Annotated in this window: 20 protein-coding genes; 8 read left to right on the forward strand and 12 right to left on the reverse strand. The window is 67.5% G+C overall.

All coding sequences use genetic code 11. From position 1 onward, the window contains the following. Positions 1 to 32: 32 nt before the first annotated feature. The 4 genes from ON34_RS22495 to ON34_RS22510 all read left to right on the forward strand — a co-directional run bounded on the left by ON34_RS22495 (position 33) and on the right by ON34_RS22510 (position 4976). Entirely contained in the window at positions 33 to 1064 is a 1032-nt protein-coding gene (locus ON34_RS22495) for a PLP-dependent cysteine synthase family protein (protein WP_040782586.1), read from the forward strand. After that, positions 1061 to 2452: an MATE family efflux transporter gene (locus ON34_RS22500; RefSeq protein WP_040782588.1), complete on the forward strand. Its 1392-nt coding sequence runs from the start codon at positions 1061 to 1063 to the stop codon at positions 2450 to 2452. The genes ON34_RS22495 and ON34_RS22500 overlap by 4 nt, the downstream gene beginning before the upstream one ends. A 313-nt stretch (positions 2453 to 2765) precedes the next feature. After that, positions 2766 to 3857 (forward strand): glycerol dehydrogenase, encoded by a 1092-nt coding sequence (locus tag ON34_RS22505; RefSeq protein WP_040782590.1) that lies wholly within the window; start codon positions 2766 to 2768, stop codon positions 3855 to 3857. A 129-nt stretch (positions 3858 to 3986) separates the two neighbouring features. Then, positions 3987 to 4976 carry a phosphodiesterase gene (locus ON34_RS22510; protein WP_051022985.1) on the forward strand — a complete coding sequence of 330 codons (990 nt, stop codon included), beginning with the start codon at positions 3987 to 3989 and terminating at the stop codon, positions 4974 to 4976. Here ON34_RS22510 and ON34_RS22515 read toward each other — a convergent pair. After that, on the reverse strand, positions 4924 to 6348 hold the full coding sequence (locus ON34_RS22515; RefSeq protein ID WP_245548156.1) for a stealth family protein: 1425 nt from the start codon (positions 6346 to 6348) through the stop codon (positions 4924 to 4926). The two genes, ON34_RS22510 and ON34_RS22515, sit on opposite strands and share 53 nt — an antisense overlap. 691 nt (positions 6349 to 7039) lie before the next feature. Between ON34_RS22515 and ON34_RS22520 the strand changes: the two genes are divergently transcribed. The 4 genes from ON34_RS22520 to ON34_RS22535 all read left to right on the forward strand — a co-directional run bounded on the left by ON34_RS22520 (position 7040) and on the right by ON34_RS22535 (position 9848). Next, a complete protein-coding gene (locus ON34_RS22520; RefSeq protein WP_040782594.1) occupies positions 7040 to 7495 on the forward strand; it encodes a flavodoxin domain-containing protein in 456 nt (151 codons plus the stop codon). Between the two features lie 113 nt (positions 7496 to 7608). Continuing rightward, positions 7609 to 8577 carry a DUF389 domain-containing protein gene (locus tag ON34_RS22525; RefSeq protein WP_245548141.1) on the forward strand — a complete coding sequence of 323 codons (969 nt, stop codon included), beginning with the start codon at positions 7609 to 7611 and terminating at the stop codon, positions 8575 to 8577. A gap of 142 nt (positions 8578 to 8719) precedes the next feature. Beyond that, on the forward strand, positions 8720 to 9205 hold the full coding sequence (locus ON34_RS22530) for a hypothetical protein (protein ID WP_040782854.1): 486 nt from the start codon (positions 8720 to 8722) through the stop codon (positions 9203 to 9205). 67 nt (positions 9206 to 9272) lie between these two features. Then, the gene (locus ON34_RS22535; RefSeq protein ID WP_040782596.1) at positions 9273 to 9848 is read left to right on the forward strand and encodes a TerD family protein; all 576 of its coding nucleotides are present in this window, start codon (positions 9273 to 9275) and stop codon (positions 9846 to 9848) included. Positions 9849 to 9973: 125 nt separating this feature from the next. Here the strand turns inward: ON34_RS22535 and ON34_RS22540 are convergent, their stop codons facing one another. From ON34_RS22540 to ON34_RS22580, 11 genes are all read right to left on the reverse strand, one after another. Continuing rightward, positions 9974 to 10180, reverse strand: coding sequence for a DUF397 domain-containing protein (locus ON34_RS22540; protein WP_040782599.1), 207 nt, complete (start codon positions 10178 to 10180; stop codon positions 9974 to 9976). Further along, a complete protein-coding gene (locus ON34_RS37735) occupies positions 10177 to 10362 on the reverse strand; it encodes a Scr1 family TA system antitoxin-like transcriptional regulator (RefSeq protein ID WP_306303649.1) in 186 nt (61 codons plus the stop codon). Before ON34_RS37735 ends, ON34_RS22540 begins: the two co-directional genes overlap by 4 nt. Beyond that, positions 10295 to 11053, reverse strand: coding sequence for a helix-turn-helix domain-containing protein (locus tag ON34_RS22545; protein WP_306303651.1), 759 nt, complete (start codon positions 11051 to 11053; stop codon positions 10295 to 10297). The genes ON34_RS37735 and ON34_RS22545 overlap by 68 nt, the downstream gene beginning before the upstream one ends. An 81-nt stretch (positions 11054 to 11134) precedes the next feature. Next, positions 11135 to 12445, reverse strand: coding sequence for a class-II fumarase/aspartase family protein (locus tag ON34_RS22550; RefSeq protein WP_245548142.1), 1311 nt, complete (start codon positions 12443 to 12445; stop codon positions 11135 to 11137). 56 nt (positions 12446 to 12501) lie between these two features. After that, on the reverse strand, positions 12502 to 14247 hold the full coding sequence (locus ON34_RS22555; RefSeq protein ID WP_051022986.1) for an ABC transporter permease: 1746 nt from the start codon (positions 14245 to 14247) through the stop codon (positions 12502 to 12504). Beyond that, entirely contained in the window at positions 14244 to 15239 is a 996-nt protein-coding gene (locus tag ON34_RS22560) for an ABC transporter ATP-binding protein (protein ID WP_245548143.1), read from the reverse strand. Before ON34_RS22560 ends, ON34_RS22555 begins: the two co-directional genes overlap by 4 nt. A 93-nt stretch (positions 15240 to 15332) precedes the next feature. Further along, positions 15333 to 16259 carry an extracellular solute-binding protein gene (locus tag ON34_RS22565; RefSeq protein ID WP_245548144.1) on the reverse strand — a complete coding sequence of 309 codons (927 nt, stop codon included), beginning with the start codon at positions 16257 to 16259 and terminating at the stop codon, positions 15333 to 15335. A 363-nt stretch (positions 16260 to 16622) separates the two neighbouring features. Further along, the gene (locus ON34_RS22570) at positions 16623 to 17366 is read right to left on the reverse strand and encodes a nucleoside triphosphate pyrophosphohydrolase (RefSeq protein WP_085997127.1); all 744 of its coding nucleotides are present in this window, start codon (positions 17364 to 17366) and stop codon (positions 16623 to 16625) included. Further along, positions 17363 to 20974, reverse strand: a complete 3612-nt coding sequence (gene mfd / locus ON34_RS22575; RefSeq protein WP_040782608.1) for a transcription-repair coupling factor — start codon at positions 20972 to 20974, stop codon at positions 17363 to 17365. Before mfd ends, ON34_RS22570 begins: the two co-directional genes overlap by 4 nt. 105 nt (positions 20975 to 21079) lie before the next feature. Further along, entirely contained in the window at positions 21080 to 21424 is a 345-nt protein-coding gene (locus ON34_RS38330) for a DUF1330 domain-containing protein (protein ID WP_306303650.1), read from the reverse strand. A 41-nt stretch (positions 21425 to 21465) separates the two neighbouring features. Next, positions 21466 to 22113 (reverse strand): TetR family transcriptional regulator, encoded by a 648-nt coding sequence (locus ON34_RS22580; protein ID WP_040782610.1) that lies wholly within the window; start codon positions 22111 to 22113, stop codon positions 21466 to 21468. Positions 22114 to 22266: the final 153 nt, after the last annotated feature.

Consider the following 22266-nt stretch of genomic DNA (forward strand, 5'->3'; position numbering starts at 1 on the left):
CCACTGCCCCCGATACGAACGAGGAGAAATCAATGCCGCTCGTCACGCGTGTGACGGATCTGATCGGCCGCACGCCGCTGTTCGAGCTCGCGGCCACCGCGACGGGCACCCGCTTACTACTGAAACTCGAGCAGTTCAACCCGACGGGCGCGGCCAAGATCAGGATGGCGCGCGAAATGGTGCTCGACGCCGAACGACGGGGTTTGCTGAGCAGTGGCGGGCATATCATCGAATCCACGTCCGGGAACACCGGGCTCGGCCTGGCGGTAGTTGCTGCCGAACGTGGGTATCGCTTCACCGCGGTGGTCGACCATCACGCATGTAAGGACAAACTGCGGGCGATGCGAGCGATGGGCGCGGAACTGGTGTACGTCGCCGACGACGGCGACGACACCCTGGCCACCTCGGCGCGGGAGGACCTCGCCGAGGCGATGGCGGCCGAACGCGACGACGCGTACTTCACCGAGCAGCACAACAACGACGCCAACGCGGTCGGCTACTACGCGGTGGCCGAGGAACTGCTCGAGGACGTCGAGCGGGTCGACATCCTGCTGTCGGCGGTGGGCACCGGCGGTTCGCTGTTCGGCACCGCGACCCGCCTGCGCCAGCTCGGCTGCGTCCCGTACGTGATCGGCGTCGAGCCGGTCGGTTCCATCGCCTTCGGCGGGCCGGGCGGCCCGTACTGGCAGTCGGGCACCGGCACCCCGCCGGGCGCCACCATCGGCACCGCCGTGGACTATTCGCTGCTCGACGAGGGTGTGAAGGTCTCGGATGTGGCCGCGTTCGCGACCGCCCGCGCGGTGGCGGCCGAACTGGGCTTGATGATCGGGGGCTCGGCGGGCGGCTCGGTGCACGCCGCGCTCACCCGGCTGGAGGAGTTCCCGCCCGGCTCCACCGTGGTCACCATCGTGTGCGACGGCGGGGAGAAGTACCTGGACACCGTCTTCGACGACGAATGGATGAACGACCGGGAGCTGCTGAGCGCCGACACCGAACGCGACGTGCGGGACATGCTGCGCCGCTACACGCCCGCCGCCCGGCGCACCCTCGTGGAGGCGAGGTGAGGTACGGCGACGGACGGCGTTTGACCGCGCTCGCGACGCCCATCGCGCTGACCCAGCTGGCGCAGATCGCGGTGTCGACCACCAATATCGCGCTGATGGGCACGCTCGGCGTGCGGCAGGTGGCCGCGGGCGGCTTGGCGCTCGTGCTGTTCAACCAGATCCGCACCATGTGCGTCGGCCTGATCACCGCCAGCGGCAACCAGATCGCGACGGCGGTGAGCGCCGCGGGCAAGCGCGGCGACTCGCCGGACCCGGAGATCCGGGACGTGCTGCGGTCGAGCTTCCTGATCGCCACGGTCGCCGGACTCGTCGGCGGCGCGGTGCTGATCGGGCTGGGCTGGGTGCTGCCCTGGCTCGGGCAGGACCCGGGGGTGCTCGCCGACGCCCGTCCGCTGATGGTCGCGCTCGCGCCGGGTTTGCTGCCCTGTCTGTGGTTCCAGGTGCTGCGCCAGTACACCGTCGGCATGCAGCGCCCGCAGGCGCTGCTGCTGGTGACGCTCGGATCGGTGGTGCTGAACCTGCTGCTGGCCCTCGGTTTCATCCACGGCAAGGCCGGGCTGCCCGCGCTGGGACTCACCGGCATCGGCGTCGCGACATCGCTGGTCTTCCTGATCACCTTCGCGGTGTTCTGGGCGATGGTGTGGCGCGACGACCGGCTCGGCCGCACCCTGCCGATGAACCCGCTGCCGGTGCGACCGGCGACGGTCAAGGCGGAGCTGAGGCTGGGCACGCCGATCGCGCTCACCTACGGCTCCGAAGCGGGCATGTTCTCGGTGCTGGCCCTGGTCATGGGCAGCATCGGGCCCGCGGCGCTGGCCGCGCACAACGTCGTCTACCAGATCATCTACATCGTGTTCCAGGTCGCGATCGGCCTCTCGCACGGCGCGTCGATCCTGGTCAGCGACACCGTCGCCCGCGACGAGCACGCCCACGCCCGCGCGCTGGCCTGGCTCGCGCTGCGGCATGCGGCGGTGGTCGCGGCCGTGACGGGCGCGGTGTACGTCCTGGCCCCGGATCTGGTGCTGCTGCCCTTCCTGGACTCCTCCGACGCCGACACCATCCGGATCGCGCACACGCTGCTACTGATCGGCATCGTGCTGCAGTTCTTCGATGCCGCCCAGAACATCGGCATCGGCCTGCTGCGCGGCCTCGAGGCGACCAACGCGGGCTTCCGCCTCTCCCTGATCGGCTACTGGGGCGTCGGCCTGCCGGTCGCCCTGCTGCTCGCGTTCCCGCTCGGACTCGGCGCCGCGGGGGTCTGGTGGGGCCTCACCGCGGGCCTGGCGAGCACCGCGATCCTCATGCTCCACCGCTACTTCGCCCTGCTCGACGAACAGGAACGCGACCGGCCGCGCTTGGTCCCGGAAACCCTCACCACACCGAGTTGATCGACTCCGCAAGCGGGTTCGCCGTTCGATCCTGTACACAGAGCGCTCCTGCTTGCTGTGGCACTCGGTGTGACGAGATCCCGGCCGGGCATCTGGTGTCCGGGACCGGATGCCGGTCGTGGCGTCGGAGGATGCATGCGTGCTTGTAGCCGCGTTTCCGGCACGACGGTGAAGCGCTTCCTTCGCAGACGACGGGGTTCGCCAACTACGGCCGGTGGCAGGTGAGCGTCGCGTAGCGTTAGAGAGTCGTCGGTCGGGCTGCAGGGGTGTGCGCGTTCGGCATGGTTCGCGGTCCGGGATCGGGAGGTGTCGGATGCTGAGCGTGTTCTCCTCGCCGGGGCACTACGTGCAGGGGCGGGACGCCACGGCCGCGCTCGGTGCGGAGATGACCCGGCTCGGGATCGGCGGTCCGGTGCTGATCGTGTCGGGCGGCAGCGCGTTTCGGCTGCTCGCCACGACGTGGGAACGGTCGCTCACCGATGCGAAGATCTCCTATTCGATCCATCTGTCCGGCGGTGAGTGCAGCAGGGCGGAGATCGCCAAGATCGTCCACGCTGTCGAAGAGTCCGGCAGCACAGTCGTTCTGGGCGCGGGTGGCGGCAAGGTGCTGGACGCGGCGCGCGCGGTCGCCGACGACCTCGACCTGCCGATGATCAGCTGCCCCACGGCCGCTTCCAGTGACGCGCCGTGCAGCGCGCTGTCGGTGATCTACACCGAGGCGGGCGAATTCGAGGCCTATCAGCTGGTCCGGCGCAATCCGGCGCTGGTGCTGGTGGACACCTCGGTCATCGCGCAGGCCCCCGCCCGGCTGCTGGCCGCGGGCATGGGTGACGCCTTGGCCACCTGGTTCGAGGCGCGCACGTGCAGTGCGGCGCAGGTGCGCAACATGCGCGGCGGCGCCTCCACGCGCAGCGCCACGGCCCTCGCGGAGCTCTGTTACCGCACGCTCCTCGCCGACGGGCCGCAGGCGCTCACCGCGGTCCGCAACCACAGCGTCACCCCGGCGCTGGAGCGCGTCGTCGAGGCGAACACGCTGCTGTCCGGGCTCGGCTTCGAATCGTCCGGGCTGGCCGCCGCGCACGCGGTGCACAACGGCCTCACCGCCGCCGCGGGGACGCATCCGTTCCTGCACGGCGAGAAGGTCGCCTTCGGCACGCTCACCCAGCTGGTGCTCGAAGGCGCGCCGGCGTCCGAGATCGACACGGTCCTCGATTTCTGCGCCGAGGTCGGGCTGCCGACGACCCTGGCCGCGCTGGGGCTGCCTGACGCCGATCACGAGACGCTGTCGTCCATCGCGGCTCGGGCGACCGCACCGGGCGAAACCATCCACAACGAGCCGTTCACCGTCGACGCCGCGATGGTGGTCGACGCGCTGCGCACCGCGGATGCCCTCGGCAAAAAGTGACCAACGCCACTCCACTCACCATTTCCCCTGCGTTCGACACCGAACCCTCACCTTCCCGCAAGCATGTCTTCACCAGCTATCGGGAAACCTGTTCGTAACCGACGCTATTCTGGCGACGGAGCCAAGCCAATGGCGGGCAAACCGCCAGGAGGGATTTTCGGTCCGGTGCCCATCTCGAGAGTCGCGGAGCACCCGCGTCCGGATCACGTGTTGTTCCACTTCAGCGACACCCACCTCATCGCGGGCGACGACCCCCTGTACGGCGATGTCGACGCCGACCTGCGGTTACGGCAACTGCTCGAACAGGCGGCAGCCAGCCGGATCCGTCCGACCGCGATCGTGTTCACCGGCGACCTCACCGATCGGGGTGAACCCGCCGCATACAGCAAGCTCAAGTCGATTGTCGAGCCATTTGCCAGAAGTTTGCAGGCTCCTCTCGTTTGGGTCACGGGCAACCACGACGACCGCGCCGCGCTGCGCGCCCGGCTACTCGGCGAGCGCGCCACCGCCTCTCCGTTGGACCGCGTCCACCTGATCGACGGCTTGCGCATCATCGCCCTGGACACCTCGGTGCCCGGCCATCACTACGGCGAGATCTCCGACGACCAGCTGGCGTGGCTGCGCGACGTGCTGGCCGAACCCGCCCCGTTCGGCACCATCCTGGCCATGCACCACCCGCCGGTGCCGTGCGTCATCGATCTGGCCGTCACCGTGGAGCTGCGCGATCAGCGCAGGCTGGCCGACGTGCTCGACGGCACCGACGTGCGCGCCATCCTCGCGGGCCATCTGCACTTCTCCACCAGCGCGACCTTCGCGGGCATCCCGGTGTCGGTGGCGTCGGCGACCTGCTACAGCCAGGATCTCGGCGTCGCGCAGGGCGGCCTGCGCGGACGGGACGGCGCGCAGGCCTTCAACTACGTGCACATCTACCCGGACACCGTGGTGCACTCGGTGGTCCCGATCGAGCGCGGAACCACCGTCGGCGCCGGCGCGACGCCCGAGGAGGCGCAGCGGCGGCTGGCGGAGGAGGGCATCGTGATCCCGCCCGCCGCGCGCATCCCGCACGTCATGCGGCGCCCGGCGTCGACTCCGGAAGCGGATGACGAGGCGGTGCGCTGAGCCGCTCCCACGGAGCGGGCTCGGGGAAGTACGCGGCGAGGAACTCCGACACGATCCGCACCCGCTCGGTCTCGGCGACCTCGGGGAAGCTGCCGTCGTTCAGACAGAAGAAGTCGACGTCGCGGTGGCGCGTCAACCCGTCCAGCAGCGCGAGCCCGGTGTGGCTCGTCGTGTCGACGTAGCGCACCTTCGCCGATTCCTGCGGCACCGCCCGGCCGGTCAGCAGCGCGTAGTAGTGATACAGCGAATTGGTGACCGAGATGTCGGTAGCCGCCCGGAAGCGGCTGGCGCTCGTGCGCGCGAAATCGGCGGCGAATTCCTCTTCCATCTCCAGCAGCACACTGCGCCGCAGCGGCACCGGCGTGTGCTCCAGATGCCGCGTGATCACGTAGCCGAAGCGGTCGGCGAGCAACGCCCGGTTCACCCGCGCGGCATTCTCGAAACCGCTGCGCCGCTCGTTGTTCCGCCCCGGACCGATCCTGGTGTCCGCCTCGATGAACCGGCTCACCCCGGCGGGGGTGAAGAACATCGACGGGCGCACCGGCCGTGCGAAGAACATGTCGTCGTTGGAGTACAGGAAGTGCTCGCTGAGCCCCTCGATGTGCTGCAACTGGCATTCCACCGCGTGGGAATTGAAGACCGGCAAGCCGGTGGTGTCGCGGAAATGGTCCACCGCCCGCACCACCGTCACCTTCGGGTGCTCGGACAGCCAGCCCGGCGTCGCGGAGTCGGTGGCGATGAAGATCCTGCGGATCCATGGCGCGTTCTTGTACACCGACCGCAGCGCGTACTTGAGCTCGTCGATCTGCCGGATGCGCGCGTCCGCGTCGTCGCCCTCGCCGACCACGACCTGGGCGAGCATCCCGGCGCGACGCGCGCGGAATTCCGGATCGGAGCCGTCCACCCAGGAGAACACCAAGTCGATGTCGAAATCGACGTCGGTGGACTGCGGCGCGAACATGTCGACCAGGGTCGGCCAGGTCCGGTCGAACAGCCGCACCTGCGTGCGCTCGACGTCGGCGAGGTCGAAGACCGTCCGGGTGAGCGCGTTCGGGCGCGGGCAGGTCACCGTGTCGCCGTGGTACTCCCAGAGCTCCAGGTCGACGTGATGGGCCGGGTCATGGTCGCGCCCGAGCCGGAACACGTTCTGCCGCAATTCCACACAGGAGAATCCGGCCGCCACCGCCGCGGCCGTCACCCGGCGCACCATCATGCGGTGCGCCGCGTCGGCCGCGAGCACCAGCCGGTGCCCGCTGTCGCGCACGAGCAGAAACGGCACCTCCGCCGCCGCCAATTCCTCGCGCAGGTAGCCCAGATCCTCGATCATCGCGGCCGACACGGCGAGATTGCCCGCCACCGGCCGCGTCACCATTTCCACCGCCCCCGTATTCACTCCCCTGTCCACCATTACTCTCTCCACATCTGTGCTATCCACCGGTTTTCCGATTGCCTCCGGGGGTGCCGCGCCGAGCGTTGGATGAGCCGATGCCGTGGCATCGACGCGCGAGGACCGCGCTCGGCGCGGTGAATTCAGACGTGGGGAAGGGTGCCGAGGCGCGGGTACGAATTGATCACCTGGTATGCAGACGACTGGTAGACCATTTCGTTTCACCTCACTCACGGCCGGACGCCGAAGCGTCATGGTTGGAAGCGCTGCGCTCGTGCGCGGCGAGGCCGAAGGGCACACGTGGCAGTCGCCGAGCCGGACGGTCATTGGCCGGCAGGAAAGTGGTCTGCCCAGAAAACAATGGGCACCGCTACGAATGATGCATCGCGGACGACATTCCGTCAATCGGAACGGTTGGTCTCGTTCGGCCCATTCGACACCGTTTCGCCGGGACGTTCGGCCCTTTCCGCGCTCCTCCGCGTCCGGACACCATGAAGGAGTGTGATGCCCCTGAAAGGATTAGTCATGGACTGGCCGACCGCCGCCGTCATCATCGCCATCGCCTTCGCCATCATGGTGATCGTCTCCACCTACCTGACCGTGCGGAAGCCGTAGCGCACCACGAGCCGCATGATTAGGATAGCCTCACCAAATCATATGGAAAGGAGAGGCGCAGGTGCGCGTCGTCATTCTGTTCGGAACCGAGATGGGGACCGCGGAGTCAGCCGCGGACAGCATCGCCGCGGAGCTCTCCGGAACGCACGACGTCTCGGTGCACGACATGACGGATTTCGACATTGAGGACCTGAACGCGCGTGAGTTCCACGTCATCGTGTGCTCGACCTACGGCGACGGCGATCTGCCGACCGGCGCCGAACCCTTCGCCGACGCGCTCGACCGCCACACGCCGGAACTGACCGGCCTGCGCTTCGCCGTCTTCGGGCTCGGCGACACCGTGTACGGCGACACGTTCAACCGTGGCGGCGAGATCATCGCCGAGAAGCTCATCGCATGCGGAGCCACCCAGGTCGGCGAGCACGCCAGGCACGACGCGTCGACGGAGATCAAGGTCAAGGACATGGCGCAGGAGTGGGCCGCCACGCTGGACATCCCCGCGTTGGTCTCCGCCTGACCGTCGCCAGGGCCTGATCACACGCGGGAGCGGTCCGAGAAAAGGGCGCGGCGGCCGTGCTCGCCTGTGTCGTGCCGGGCCGCGGCGAGATATGCGGCCGCGCGCGGCACACTATGGGGGTGCTGCACCTACGGATGCTGGCTCCGGCCGAGATGACCGATGACGTGATCCGGATCCTGGAACAGGAGGACGCCGTCAGCGGCCTCGCGGTCATGCGCGACGCCGCGCTGCGGCCCAAGGGTGACGTGGTGCTCGCCGACGTGGCACGAGAAGCGGCGAACGACGTGATCCAGCGACTGCGTGCGATCGGGCTGCACCATGCGGGCAGCATCGAGATCGAGCCGGTGCGTACCTGGCTGTCGCGCAGCGGATTCGATTGCGAGGTACGCACACCCGGCAGCAGCGCGGACTCCGTGGTCTGGGCTGATGTCGCGCAGCGCTCGTATGAGGAAACCGAGCTGAACTGGACCTACCTCAGCTTCATGACCTTGGCCACGGTGATCGCCGCGATCGCGATCGTGCTGGATTCCCAGATTCTGGTCATCGGGGCGATGGTCCTCGGTCCGGAATTCGGGGCCATCGCCGCGCTGGGCGTCGCCTTGGTGCGCCGCCGATTCGTGTTGCTCGGCCTCGCCGCGCGCACGCTGCTGCTCGGTTTCGCCGCCGCCATCGCCGTCACCTTCCTCTTCGCCTTGATCGGACGCGCACTGGGCTGGATCACCGTCGACGCCGTCACCGGTCCGCGCCCGGGCACGGCCTTCATCTACACCCCCGACAAGTGGTCGTTCATCGTCGCCGTCATCGCGGCCGCCGCCGGAGTGCTCGCCCTGACCTCCGCCAAGGCCGGCGGCATGGCCGGTGTTTTCATCTCGGTGACCACCGTGCCCGCCGCGGGCAATATCGCGCTCGGCGCCGCCTTCGGTGTGGGGTCGGCGATCTGGGGCAGCACGCTGCAACTCATGGTGAATCTGTCCGGGATGGCGCTGGCGGGCTGGGCCACCTTGGCGGTGCAGCAGGCGGTGTGGTCCCGGGTGTCGGTGCGCCGCGCCAAGGCGATGCACAGGCCACGGCGGATGCTGTAGTCACCCTGGATCTCGCCCTGATAGTCACCTGAGAGCGGTCCGGACAAAGGGCGCAGCGCCAGCGGACAAGGCGCCCAGCACCTTAGACTGCTAGCAAGCGCGGCACAGCCCGCCGCGCTCGACGATGCATGAGGTGACGAAGATGGCAGCCGGAGCGAGCCCCGCCCAACGTCAACACAACTCGGCAGACCATCCCGAGCTCGACGTGCTTCCGGAATGGCCCCTGGAGACGATCGGCGTGCTGGTGACGACCGATCCGGCGCCGCACGCGATTCCGGTGTCCTGGCCGGTGCGGGCAGGTGATCGGCGGATACTCATCAGCCTCAAATTCGATCGCGGCTCGTTGGCCCGGCTGCGCGAACGCCCCGAAGTGGCGCTGCTGATCCTCGGCGGCGGCAACGTGGCGATGTGCGCGCGCGGCACCGCGCACGTGGTCGCGGAGAGTATGCCCGATGCCGAAGACTATGTGGCCGTGCGCATCGACGTCGACGTGATCGACGATCACCGTCAGTCGGCCTTCGCGATCGTGCAGGGCATCCAGCGCATGGTGCTCGACGACGAGAGCGAGCTGCGCGCGCTGAAAGGCCGGGTGAGCACGTTGCAATCCTGGGTGGACGGCCAGAACTGAACCGGCCCAACGTTTCCGGATAGCAAGGAAGGAAAGCGGCACCGGCCGTGCCGCACGGAAGGGGATCATGAGCGTCACTTTGGCCAAAGGCGGTAATGTTTCGCTGTCCAAGCAGGCCGCGAATCTCACGAAGGTGTCGGTGGGCCTCGGCTGGGACGTCCGTACCACCACCGGCGCCGACTACGACCTCGACGCCAGCGCCCTCGCGTGCGGGCCGAATCTGAAAGTGCTGTCCGACCAGCACTTCATCTTCTACAACAACCTGCGTTCCCCCGAGGGGTCGATCGAGCACACCGGCGACAACCTGACCGGCGCGGGCGAGGGCGACGACGAAGTGATCAACGTCGACCTCACCGCCACCCCGCCCACCATCACGAACATCTTCTTCCCGGTCTCCATCCACGACGCCGACGCCCGCGGCCAGTCCTTCGGCCAGATCCGCAACGCCTTCATCCGCGTCGTCGACGCCACCACCGGCATCGAACTGGCCCGCTACGACCTCACCGAAGACGCCTCCACCGAAACCGCCATGATCTTCGGCGAGCTGTACCGCCACAACAACGAATGGAAATTCCGGGCCATCGGGCAGGGATACGCGTCGGGCCTCGCGGGGATCGCGCGCGATTACGGCGTCAACGTCTGATCGAGTTCCCGAGCGCCGCGCGGGTCTTCCGGTCGATTTGAGCATCGGATTCCGGAAGACCGGCGCGGTGTCTGTTCGCTACCGACCGAGCCGAGCACAACCGACACCGCGTATGCCGACAGCGATTACGACCGATCGAACTTGCCCTCGACTATCCCCGCGGTGAAGGCATCCCACTCGGCGGGAGCGAAGTCCAGAGCCGGGCCATGCGGATTCTTCGAGTCGCGAACGCCGACAACACCGCTATCGAGGAATGCAACCTCGACGCACTCCGAACCTCCTGCGCTGTGGGTGCTCTCGAACCACTTGGCGGTAGATAGATCTATGCTCACGCCGCAAACTCCTTCGCTACCTGCCGCAACAGGTTCCTGCTTGCCACAGCATCCAGCGATGCACGCTGGATAGCTATAGCCGCCTTCTCGTACATCTGTGTGTCTTGCTCACGTTCAAGGTGCATGTCGCCGGTGTAGCCCTCCAGGAACACGATCCGGGGTAACCTCCTTGCCCTTGGCATCTCGGCCGAAGTCCAGGATTACGTATGGCCCCACGTACAAACCGAGCGGAAACCCAGCACTGAAGGGGAGCACTCGAATAGTGACGTTCGGGCGTGTACTCACGTCCGCTGAGTGTCGCATCTGCACAGCCATCGTCTTCCTCCCACCGACGACCGACCGCAAGGCCGATTCGTGCAAAACGATATCGGCGGATATCGGATGGGTACGTCGCATGATGATGTTTTGGCGCTTGATCCGAAGCTGCACCCGTCGCTCCAACTCTTCGTCCGAATCTCCAGGAAAGTAGATGCGATCGAGCGACCGAGCGTAGTTGGCGGTCTGGAGTATTCCTGGGATCAGATTCGGCCGAAACATGGCGAGCGAAGTAGCAGAAGCCTCCAGACCGACGTACATATTGAAACTCTTGCGGATCACATCATCGAATGTGTGCCACCAGCATTTCGCGTCCGACTGCCGAGACAACTCGACCATAGCGGTCGTCATATCGTCATCGAATCCGAGACCCCGGCACAACTCCCGGATGTCCAGTTCCCGGAGACGACCACCGCCCTCCGCTGTTTCGATGCGAGCGAGCTTGCTCTTGCTCCACTGCATCATCGCCGCGACCTGCTCCAGAGTCAGGCCGAGTTCATTCCGGCCGTTGCGGAGATGCCAGCCCAGCTGACGCCTGGGCAGGGCGGGAATCGACAGTCCCCACCGCGTGACTACAGCAACTCAACGCCACCGAGAGCAGTAAGCATGCCCCGAGTCGTCAAAGGGAGTGTCTGAAACTCACATATCGGGTTCGTCGATGGCTTCACGTGCGCGGGCGGCCTGTTCGCGGGCGATGGCCGATGCGCGGCCGAGATGGGTGCCGGGTTCGAGCAGCTGACTGAGGGCTCGGGCGTCGAGATGACTGGTGACGCGGGCGTCGGCGGCGAGGATGTCGGTGAACGAGGCGGACGTGGTGGCCGCGGCTTGGGCGGCGTCGTAGACGATCTCATGGGCGGTTTGCCGGCCGAGGATCCGGCCGAGCCGCAACATGATCGCCTCGGAGGCGATCATGCCCGTGGAGTCATCCAGGTTGCGGCGCATACGATCCGGGTTCAAGCGCAGGCCTGCGACGACGATCTGGACCCGAGCCAAGGCTTCCGCGGTGAGTTCGCACGCCCGCTGCTGGGTGTCGAACAGCGCCGAGGGGGCGTTGTCGGCTTCGTGCTCGCTCAGTGTCGACTCGAGCGCCAGCGGTACCAGTGCGCGGATCTCGTTGGTGATGCCTATGATGTCCTGGCACAGTTGCGGATTGCGTTTGTGCGGCATGGTCGAGCTGCCGACCGTCCCGACCGGAACGGGTTCCTCGGCCTCTTGGTACTCGGTTTTCATCAGCTGGTAGATCTCGCGGCCGATTTTGCCGCTCGTGGTGGCGATCAAACCGAGAGTCGTGACGAGTTCGGCGTTATGGTCGCAGATGGCACGGGACGGGACGGCCATCGGCGTGAGGCCGAGATAGCTCGCGACGACGTGCTGCAGCCGGCCGGGATCGTCTCCGAAGGACGCCGAGGTGCCCGCCGCACCGCCAAGCAGCGCCACGAACAGCCGGGGCGCGAGCTGGTCGAGTCGCTGGATATGGCGCAGGTACTCGTCGATCCATGCGGCGCTCTTGTAGCCGAAGGTGATCGGGACCGCGTGCTGGCCGTGGGTCCGGCCGGCCATAATCATGTCGGCACCGCGGTCGGTGCGGTCGGCGAGCGCGCCGAGCACGGCTGTCAGCTGATTGCGGATCAGCGTGCAGGCGTGGCGCAGCAGCAGGGTGTCACCGGTCTGGGTGATGTTCTGGGTGGTGGCGCCCCAATGCACCCAGCCACCGTATGCCGCTCCGACAGCGCGGCCGAGTTCGACGACCAACGGCATGAGTGGGTGGCTGGTGCGGTCGATCTCGGCATGGACGCGGTCGAGCTCGAGCCGGCTCAGCTGGCAGGCGCGGGCGATCGCCGGACCTGCGGGTGCGGGGATCAGCCCGAGATCGGCTTGGGCGCGCGCCAGGGCGGCTTCGACGTCGAGCCAGCATTGCCAGCGAGCCCGCGTATCGAAAAGGGTTTCCATCCCGGTCACCCCTACCCTGCCGGCAGTGAATCGCTTCTTCATCGTGATCTTTCGCGTCAGGCGACCGTTCCGGTAGCCGTGGATTCGACTCGGCGGTGGCCGCGCCGCAAGGCGTTGTCGATGACCAGCACGGTAAGAATCATTGCGACCTGCAGCGTCCCGTACGCGGCGGCGGTGCCGAACTCGGAGGAGTAGATGCGGTTGTAGATCTCGACCGACAGCGGCGGATAGCTGGCCGGATAGATCACGACCGAAGCGACGTACTCACCGACGCCGTCGACGAAGGCCAACAGGGCGCCGCCGATGACTCCCTTCGAGATCAACGGGATGGTGACGGTGCGCAGCGCCCTCCACGAGCCGGCGCCCAGGTTGCGCGCGGCCTCTTCCAGCGACGGGTCGACGGTCTCGAGCGCGGCACCGGTCGAACGGAAGACCAGCGGCACGAACCGGACGAGATAGGCGATCGGCAGGATCCACAGCGTGCCGACCAGGGATACTCCGAGGTTGGACGGCTGCGGCTGGTTGAACGCGGTCACCAGGTTGATGCCGACGATGGTGCCGGGCAGCGCCCACGGCAGCATGATCATGAAGTCGACCGCATTGCGTCCCGGCCCACGCCAGCGAGCGACGACGTAGGCGCCGGCGACACCGAGCACGATCGCGCCCAGCGTCGCGAGGACACTCATCTGGACACTGACCGAAATCGGCAGGAGGCTGCCCGGATCGGTGATCAAGGCCGCATAGTTGCCCAACGTGTAGTCCGGCGGCAGGATCTGCGTAGTCCACGAACCGTCGACGGAGAACGACACCAGCACGACGGTGATCACCGGGGCCATGAGCAGGATCGCGAGCCCCGCCGAACCGGCCCCGGCGAGCCAGCGGATCGGACCGTGGCCGACGACGCGATCGCGCTGCACGCCCTTGGAGAGGCTGCGGTGCACCCGGCGACTCTGGTACCACTTCATCGAGACCAGGAAGAGGATCGAGACCATCGCGAGTACGGTCGCTTGGGTCGCGGCCAGTTCCTGGTTGCCAACGGTCTTCGTGGCGATGATCTGCATGGTGAGGGTCTGCACGTTGTAGAGCTGCGGCGCGGTGAACGACGCCATCGAGATCATGAACGTCAACAGCGTGCCGGAGACCAGCGCGGGGGTGAGCATCGGCAGAATAACCGTGCGCCACACCAGGGTTCGATTTGCGCCCAAGTTGTAGGCGGCCGATTCGAGCGAGGAGTCCATTCCGGCCAGACCCGCCGCGACGGGTAGATAGAAGAACGGGTACATGGTGAAGACGTGCACCAGAAGCACGCCGGCGACGCCGTTCACCGATACGGCGGCGGGATCGGCGCCGAACCAGTGTGACAGGGTGCGAGCAACGATGCCGGTTTCGCTGTAGAGCAGTACGAACGACACCGCGCCGATCAGCGGAGGCAGCGCCATCGGCAGCAGGGCGATGGTCTCCAGGATCCGGCGGCCGGGGAAGTCGAAGCGCGTGAGCAAGATCGCCAGCGCGGTGCCGACGACGCCGCAGCCGAGCACCGATCCCAGCGAGATGCCCACCGATAGCAGCAGAGCGGTGCCCGATGCTCCGGTGCGAAAGCTACCGTAATTCACGGCGGCGCCGTCGCCGCCGATACTGGCGACCGCGGTGTGGGCCATCGGGATCACGACGAGGAACACAAGGATCGCGAGCACGGGTGCGGCGAGTACGTAGACGAACCGGTCGCTGGAACCGGCGGGCAGCCGTCGTCGCCGAGATGGTATCGGCCGGGAGCGCTCGACGGGCGCGGATGTCGTGGTCACGGCCGGATCAGCCAGGGACGTCCGGAGGTGATGCCGACGGACACATTGTCCCCGTTTCGCGGCCCCGCGGCGCTGTCCGGCACGGTGACCTGCAAGGTGAGGTTCTCCGAAACCACGGTGTATGTGCTTGTCGCGCCGGTGAACTCGATCGCGGAAACACGCCCTTTGCACAACCCGTCCTCGGGTGTGGTGAACCCCAATGCCTCCGGCCGCAGCGACAGTGCCAGCTCATCCCCGACCACGGGCTCGAAATCCGGGGTCGGAGCGGTCAAGGATGCTCCGTCGCCGAGCGCCACCCGCACCGCCTGATCCGCGACATCCACCACGGTGACCGGCACGACGTTGCTGCGCCCGATGAACCTCGCGACGAACGCCGTTGCCGGGCAGTGGTAGACCGCGTGTGGCGTGCCGATCTGATGGACCCGGCCCGCATCGAGCACGACTATGCGATCGCTCATCGCCATCGCCTCGGCCTGATCGTGCGTGACGTATACCGCGGTGATACCGGCCTCGGTCTGGACCCGCCGGATCTGCGTTCGGGTCTCCTCCCGAAGCTTCGCGTCCAGATTCGACAGCGGCTCGTCCAGTAGCAGCACCGCAGGGCCGATGACCACCGCTCGGGCCAGTGCGACGCGCTGCTGTTGTCCCCCGGAGAGCCGGTCGATGCGGCGGTCACCGTAACCGGCCAGACCGACCTGGCCGAGAGCCTGCCGAACCCGCTCGCTCCGGGTCTTGCGGTCCACCTTGCGAGCCCGCAGGCCGTAGGCGACGTTCTCGGCGACGGTCATGTGCGGGAACAGGGCATAGTTCTGGAATACCATCCCGGTGTCGCGGCGGTTCGGCGGCGTTGCGGTGACGTCCTTGTCGCCGAACAGGATTCGTCCGCTGGTCGGGGCGACGAAGCCCGCGATCATCCGCAATAGCGTCGACTTTCCGCACCCTGACGGGCCGAGCAGGGTGAACATCTCGCCGGCATGGATAGTTGTGTCCATCCTGATATCAGTTGTGGCGCTGTATCTCTTGCGCACACGGTCGAGCGTTATCGACGTCATGGATACTCCGTCAGATCCAATCGAGCGGTCTGGTCAGCCACGGTTCTTGATGTTCTGCACCCAATAGTCGACCCATCCGGCCTCCTCGCGGCTCACCCTCGTCCAGTCGACCGGCATCTCACGCAGCCGCATTTCGGTCAGCCACGCCGGCTCCCTCGGCAATGCGACTGTGGAAAGCTGAAAGAAACTGTCCGACAACATCTGTTGTGTGTCAGGACGGAGCAGGAAATCCATGAACACATCCGCGGCCGCACCGTGCGGACCATCCTTGATCTTGCCGACACCGTCGGGCAGCATCGGAGCACCCGACGCCGGCATCACGACCGTCAGCGGTGCTCCCATACCGCGCTGGATCAGCACGTCCTGCAGATTCCAGATGCTGACCGGCGCTTCCTGGCGCTGGATCCGCAGATACAGATCGCTGGGATTGGCGACATAGTCCTTGGTGTTGCGGTCCAGAGCGCGCAGGTATGCGTACCCGTCCTCGGGGTCGCCGGACCGCGCGATCAGCGCGGCGATGACACTACGCATCGTCCCCGACGCCGCGACGTCGCGAATCAGTAGTCTTCCTTGCATATCCGGCGTGATCAGGTCATTCCAGTCCTTCGGCGCCTGGTCCGCGGTGAGCATCATGCTGTTGTAGAAAATGATCTCGGCCGTTCGCATCTCAGCCAGCCACAAATCGTCCGGTCCCCGGTACTGTTGCGGAACCCGCGCGGCGACGTCCTGGCGAGCCGCCGTCAGCACACCGGCCCGCACCCCTTGCGCGAACTGTTGCGACGTGCCTCCCCACCACACATCCGCCTGCGGGCGATGCGTCTCCGCACGAACGCGATGCACCACCTCGCTCGCCCCGAGGGTGAGAATCCGAACCCGGCCCCGGTATTCGGGATTCACCGCCTCGAAGGCATCCACGACACTCCGCGCGATCGCCTTCGGGCGCGCGGTGTAGATCGTCAACGCCGTGGAGTTCGGCCCCGATGTCAACCCGCATGCCGTCACCGCCACCAGCAATACGAGCAACAAGGTGAGTACAGCCGGTCTGGTCCTCATCAGTCCGTGAAGTCCTCTCACCGAGCCGCAAAATAGCGAGTCGCGTCGAATCGCCGCCGCGTCGCGAACCCGCTGAAGACCATGCGATCTTCAATGTTCCAAGGAATTATTGGGCCCGCGTGCCCACCCCGGCAACGAACGTTGCAGGTTTTTACGACCGCCTGATGTTCCGCGTATGCGGGTGCGTGGCCGCGCATCCACAACACGTCCTTGGCCGACATCGGCTGGGGCGCGGCGGTTGTACGCTCCGGTGCGAGTCCGGCCGCACGATCAGCACGGCCAGTATCTGCGCCAATCCTGGTCGGTTAGCAAAAGACGTTGACCCCGGGCCTTTTCCGCAGCCTCCTCGGCCGCCCGGATGGCGGCAGCGAAGGCGAGGGTTGCTTTGCGAAGGCGTTCCTCGGCGCTTTCCGGGCCGCCGAGGTGGACCACGCGGAGGGATTCGGGGATCAGATCGGCGGGGAGGCCCGCTTTGGTGGCGCGGGAGATGATCTTTTCGGCGAGTGCGAGGGCGGGTTGGGCCATGGCTATGCCGTCCAGGCAGGAGCGGCGGGATTTTTCGGCGGATTTGCGTTCTTCCCAGGCGCGTTCCTGGGCGGCGATCTTCTCCTCCACCGAGGCGGCGGGGTCGATCGCGGAGTCGGCGAGGTGCGGGCTGCGGTTGACCAGTTTGGCGACCAGGGCGGCGGCGACGTCGTCGACGGTGAATTCGCCTGCGGCTTGAGCGATCCTGGAATGGAAGAGGACCTGGAGCAGGAGGTCGCCGAGTTCTTCCTTGATCGTCTCGGCGTCGTCGTTCTGGATGGCGTCGAGCAGTTCGTAGGTTTCTTCGAGCAGGTACGGGCGCAGGGAGTCGTGGGTTTGGGTGACCTCCCAGCCGCCGAAATGCCAGAGGCGGTCCATGACCTCCACGGCTTCGGCCAGCCCCGCCGCCACCAGCGCCGTGTCGGTGCGCGGGCCATCCGCTCGCTCCCCCGCGCGCAGGGCGGGTTCGTCGCGATCGGCCGAGTTCATCGGGGCGCCATTTCGGCGGCGACGGTGAGGTCGACCGCGCCCTGCGCCTTTCCGTCCAAGGCCAGCAGCAGGTCCGCGACGAACTGGAGCAGGACGATGTCGCGCACCCGCTCGGCGCCGACGCTGTCCTCGACGCGCGGCAGCGGTAGCTGCACCACCCCGGACGCGGCGCGGTATCCGGCGCTCGGGTAGAGCCGCTTGAGACGCAACTGCTTGGAATCGGGCAGGTGCAGCGGCGAGATCTTCAACGTCGTTCCGGTGACCGCGATTTCGGTGACCTCGTACTCGCGGGCGAGCAGTCGAAGCTTGGCCACCGAGACCAGGCGGCCGACCTCCACCGGCAGCGGGCCGTAACGGTCGACGAGTTCCTCGACGACCAGCGCCAGGGCCGGATCGTCCTGTGCCGCGGCCAGTTTGCGGTACGCCTCCAGACGAAGCCGATCGCTGCCGATGTAGTCGGGCGGGATGTGCGCGTCGACGGGCAGGTCGATGCGCACCTCCTTGACTTCCTGACTGGTGATCGGCTTGCCGTCGGCCGCGGCACGATACGCCTCGACCGCCTCGCCCACCAGGCGGACGTAGAGATCGAAGCCCACGCCCGCGACATGGCCGGACTGTTCGGCGCCCAGCACATTGCCCGCGCCGCGGATCTCCAGGTCCTTCATCGCGACCGCCATGCCAGCGCCCAGATCGGAGTTCTGCGAGATGGTGGCCAAGCGGTCGTAGGCGGTCTCGGTGAGCGGCTTCTCCGGCGGGTACAGGAAGTAGGCGTACCCGCGCTCCCGGCTGCGTCCCACCCGGCCGCGCAGCTGGTGCAGCTGCGAAAGCCCCAGCGCGTCGGCGCGTTCCACGATCAGCGTGTTGGCGTTGGAGATGTCCAGGCCGGTCTCGATGATCGTGGTGCACACCAGCACGTCGTACTCGCGCTGCCAGAAGCCCTGCACGGTGGACTCCAGCGCGTCCTCGTTCATCTGGCCGTGCGCGACGACCACGCGCGCCTCCGGCACCAGATCCCGAATCCGCTTGGCCGCCTTGTCGATCGACGACACCCGGTTGTGCACGTAGAACACCTGGCCGTCGCGCAGCAGCTCGCGGCGGATGGCCGCGGTGACCTGCTTCTCGTTGTAGGCGCCGACATAGGTGAGCACCGGGTGACGCTCCTCCGGCGGCGTGAGGATGGTCGACATCTCGCGGATACCGGCCAGGCTCATCTCCAGGGTGCGCGGAATCGGGGTCGCCGACATGGTGAGCACGTCGACGTGCGTGCGCAGCGCCTTGATGTGCTCCTTGTGCTCGACGCCGAACCGCTGCTCCTCGTCGACCACGACGAGGCCGAGGTCCTTCCAGCGCACGCCGGTCTGCAACAGCCGGTGCGTGCCGACCACGATGTCGACGCTGCCGTCGGCCATGCCCTCCAGCACGGCGCGGGCCTCGGCGGGATCGGTGAATCGAGACAGTCCCTTCACGGTGATCGGGAAGCCCGCCACCCGCTCGGTGAAGGTCTGCAAATGCTGCTGCGCGAGCAGCGTGGTGGGCACCAGCACGACGACCTGCTTGCCGTCCTGCACCGCCTTGAACGCCGCGCGCACGGCGATCTCGGTCTTGCCGTAGCCGACGTCGCCGCAGACCACCCGGTCCATCGGGACCGGCTTCTCCATATCCGCCTTCACCTCGGCGATGGCGGTCATCTGGTCGACGGTCTCGGTGAACGCGAACGCGTCCTCCATCTCCTGCTGCCATGGCGTGTCCGGCCCGAAGGCGTGACCCGGCGCGGCCTGCCTGGCGGCATACAGCTGCACCAGCTCACCCGCGATCTCGCGAACGGCCTTGCGCGCCTTGCGTTTCGTATTCGCCCAGTCCGAACCGCCGAGCTTGGACAAGCTCGGCATCTCGCCGCCGACGTAGCGGGAGAGCTGGTCGAGCGATTCCATCGGGACGAACAACCGGTCGCCGGGCTGGCCGCGTTTGCTCGGCGCGTACTCGATCACCAAGTACTCGCGGCGGGCGCCGCCGACGGTGCGCTCGATCATCTCGACGAACTTGCCGATGCCGTGCTGGTCGTGCACCACCATGTCGCCCGCGCTGAGCGCGAGCGGGTCGACCTGGTTGCGGCGCTTGGCGGGCATCCGCTTGCCCTCGGTCGGCGCGGTGACCCGGTTGCCAGTGAGGTCGGACTCCGCGACGACCACCAACCCGGCGTTCTCGAACACCAAGCCGTCGTGCAGCGAACCGCACAGCACGCCCACCACGCCTTCGTTCGGCTCGGCGCCCGTCTCCAGCGCGGCGGCGGGGACATCGGCATCGGCGAGCCGTTCCAGGATGCGCTGCGCGGTACCGTGCCCCGCGACGACCACGACGGCCTTGCCGCCGGTGGACACGTGCGCGCGCAGCGAGGCGAAGAGGGTAGCCACCAGCTCGTCGGATCCACGCGCGGCCGGGCCGGGCAGCACCGGCAGCACGACCTCGGACGAGTCGCCGGACGCGAGCGGGCTCAGCGTCCACCAGGGCAGCCCCTCCCGGTCGGCGCTGGCGTGGATCTCCGGCAGCGGGCGGTAGGCCGAGGCGGCCAGGTCCAGACCGTGCCCGCCGAGCGGGGCGGCGCCGCCGAACGAGGCCGCCGTCCAGGAGGCCTCCAGGAATTCCTCGCCGGTGCGCACCAGGTCGGCCGCGCGGGTGCGGATCTTCTCCGGATCGCACAGCAGCACGTGCGTGCCCTCGGGCAGCACTTCGGTGAGCAGGCGCAGCTGCCCCGGTTGCAGCACCGGCAACAGCGCCTCCATGCCGTCCACCGGGACGCCCTGGGCCAGTTTCTCCAGCATCTCGACCAGCGCCGCGTCGGCCGCGTTGGCGACGGCCACCTCGGCGGCGCGCTCGCGCACGGCGTCGGTGAGCAGCAGTTCCCGGCACGGCGGCGCGACGACCACGTCCACCGCGACGTCCGGCAGCGAGCGCTGGTCGGCCACGGCGAACGGCCGCAATTCGGTGATCTCGTCGCCCCAGAACTCGACGCGCACCGGGTGGTCCGCGGTGGGCGGGAAGACGTCCAGGATGCCGCCGCGCACCGCGAACTCGCCGCGCTTGCCCACCATGTCGACCCGCGTGTAAGCGAATTCCACCAGGCGCGTGAGCAATTCGTCGAAGTCCAGCTCCACGCCGACGCGCAGCACGATCGGCTCGATATCGCCGAGTCCGCCCGCCATCGGCTGCATCAACGACCGCACGGTGGTCACCACCACCCGCAGCGGGGCGGGGAAATGCGGATCGTCCGGGTGCGCGATCCGGCGCAGCACCTCCAGCCTGCGCCCCACGGTGTCCGCGCCGGGCGAGAGCCGCTCGTGCGGCAGCGTCTCCCAGGACGGGAACTGCGCGACCGCCGGACCGAGCATCTCCTCCAGCTCGACGGTCAGATCGTCGGCCTCTCGACCCGTCGCGGTGACCACCACCAGCGGTTTGCTCGCCGCGATGGTGGCCGCGACGAACGGCCGCACCGCCGACGGCGCCACCAACTCGACCGACGAGGTGCCGATCAGCTCCGCGACGGTCCGTAGCGAGGTATCGGCACCGGCCGCGGCGGCCAGTCCCGCCAACGGCGGGCGGTGGGTGGACATCGACGACTCCTGAGCGCAGACGGGCGGTTCGAGCAGCCAACCGAGTCTAGTAAGTGGCTGTGCTCGTTCCCGCTGCGGACCTACCCCGCGCGCAGTCGGCGAAGATCATCCGGACCTCGACCCCGGACCTGCGCACCTCCCGCGCCGCCAGGTACTCGGGGGAGAGTGGTAGCACTCCCGGATCCGATCCAGGTCCGGGAACTCCAGGACCACCGCGCGCCCGGGCCACGCGCCTTCGACCGCCTCCGGCACGGTAGCGACGAGGTAGCAGCCGTCATCCAGCGTCACATACGGGTACGGCGGTTGCCGCCGAACGAAACCACACCGGCCCGACCACCGCTTTCGAGCGCGGCGAGACCTGACATTCCCCGTTCGCGGCCCGGCTCGCGTCCGAGTGGCCGTCGCGTCCGCGACGAAGTCGCCAGCGGCGGTCGCTCGGACGCGAGCCACAAGAGGGCCGCGAACACGCAGCGGCGAAGCCGCTGCCAAAGTTACGGCACGTAGCGCCGCAATCGTCTGGCCGCGAATTCCCTGAAGTACGAGAGCTTTTCGGGTGGAACGAGGGCGGGGAGCAGGAAGTACCAAGCGCGCTCCATCCGCACCGCCATCTGGTCGATCGACTCGGTGCCGACCGCGATGATGTGCACACCGGCGGCCATCTCCTGCAAGAGCAGGCCGATGACCTCGGCGTCCAGATCGGGGAGCAGGTCGCCCTGGGCGATCGCCCGTTCGGCGAGCAGCCGGTAGGTGTCGCCCCAGGTCTTGGCGATGTTGTCGCCCTGAGCGCCCCGGTAGTCGCCGATCTGGTGGGTCAGCTTGAGCATGGCGCCGACCATCGGGTCGTTCATCGATAGATCGGCGACGACATAGGTGATCCCGATGCACGCTTCCAGCGCGGGCACCCGGGGATCGAAGAAGCCCTGACACGAGCTGATGAGTCTCTCGTTGCCCTGGTCGACCACGGCGCGGGCCAGCTCTTCCTTCGAGCCGAAGTGAAAGTACAAGGCGCCCTTGGTCACATTGGACTGCGCGATGATCTCGCTCAGGCTCGCGTTCGCATATCCCAAGCGCAGAAAGACATCGGCAGCGCCTGCCAGGACGGAATCGCGGGTGATCTCCGCGCGCGCTTGCCTAGCCATCAGATCCGCCTGTCATCCCAAAACCAGCCATCCTGAAGTAGACCGACATCCCGAAGTTGACCGACTTACCGCCCGAACAGCACCCAGAGGATGGGTGAACCGTACCACCAGGAGCGCGCCCAGCAGCCAATTCGCGCATACGGCCAGACCTAC

The organism is Nocardia pneumoniae NBRC 100136 (assembly GCF_000308755.1).
GTDB classification, from domain to species: Bacteria; Actinomycetota; Actinomycetes; order Mycobacteriales; family Mycobacteriaceae; genus Nocardia; species Nocardia pneumoniae.

What these genes read in the sequence shown, in the direction of transcription:
- ON34_RS22495 (WP_040782586.1), top strand. Translation starts at nt 33, where the DNA reads ATGCCGCTCGTCACGCGTGTGACGGATCTGATCGGCCGCACGCCGCTG.
- ON34_RS22505 (WP_040782590.1), top strand. Translation starts at nt 2,766, where the DNA reads ATGCTGAGCGTGTTCTCCTCGCCGGGGCACTACGTGCAGGGGCGGGAC.
- ON34_RS22510 (WP_051022985.1), top strand. Translation starts at nt 3,987, where the DNA reads ATGGCGGGCAAACCGCCAGGAGGGATTTTCGGTCCGGTGCCCATCTCG.
- ON34_RS22515 (WP_245548156.1), bottom strand. Translation starts at nt 6,348, where the DNA reads ATGGTGACGCGGCCGGTGGCGGGCAATCTCGCCGTGTCGGCCGCGATG.
- ON34_RS22525 (WP_245548141.1), top strand. Translation starts at nt 7,609, where the DNA reads ATGGGGGTGCTGCACCTACGGATGCTGGCTCCGGCCGAGATGACCGAT.
- ON34_RS22530 (WP_040782854.1), top strand. Translation starts at nt 8,720, where the DNA reads ATGGCAGCCGGAGCGAGCCCCGCCCAACGTCAACACAACTCGGCAGAC.
- ON34_RS22535 (WP_040782596.1), top strand. Translation starts at nt 9,273, where the DNA reads ATGAGCGTCACTTTGGCCAAAGGCGGTAATGTTTCGCTGTCCAAGCAG.
- ON34_RS37735 (WP_306303649.1), bottom strand. Translation starts at nt 10,362, where the DNA reads ATGCCAAGGGCAAGGAGGTTACCCCGGATCGTGTTCCTGGAGGGCTAC.
- ON34_RS22550 (WP_245548142.1), bottom strand. Translation starts at nt 12,445, where the DNA reads ATGGAAACCCTTTTCGATACGCGGGCTCGCTGGCAATGCTGGCTCGAC.
- ON34_RS22560 (WP_245548143.1), bottom strand. Translation starts at nt 15,239, where the DNA reads ATGGACACAACTATCCATGCCGGCGAGATGTTCACCCTGCTCGGCCCG.
- ON34_RS22570 (WP_085997127.1), bottom strand. Translation starts at nt 17,366, where the DNA reads ATGAACTCGGCCGATCGCGACGAACCCGCCCTGCGCGCGGGGGAGCGA.
- mfd (WP_040782608.1), bottom strand. Translation starts at nt 20,974, where the DNA reads ATGTCCACCCACCGCCCGCCGTTGGCGGGACTGGCCGCCGCGGCCGGT.
- ON34_RS22580 (WP_040782610.1), bottom strand. Translation starts at nt 22,113, where the DNA reads ATGGCTAGGCAAGCGCGCGCGGAGATCACCCGCGATTCCGTCCTGGCA.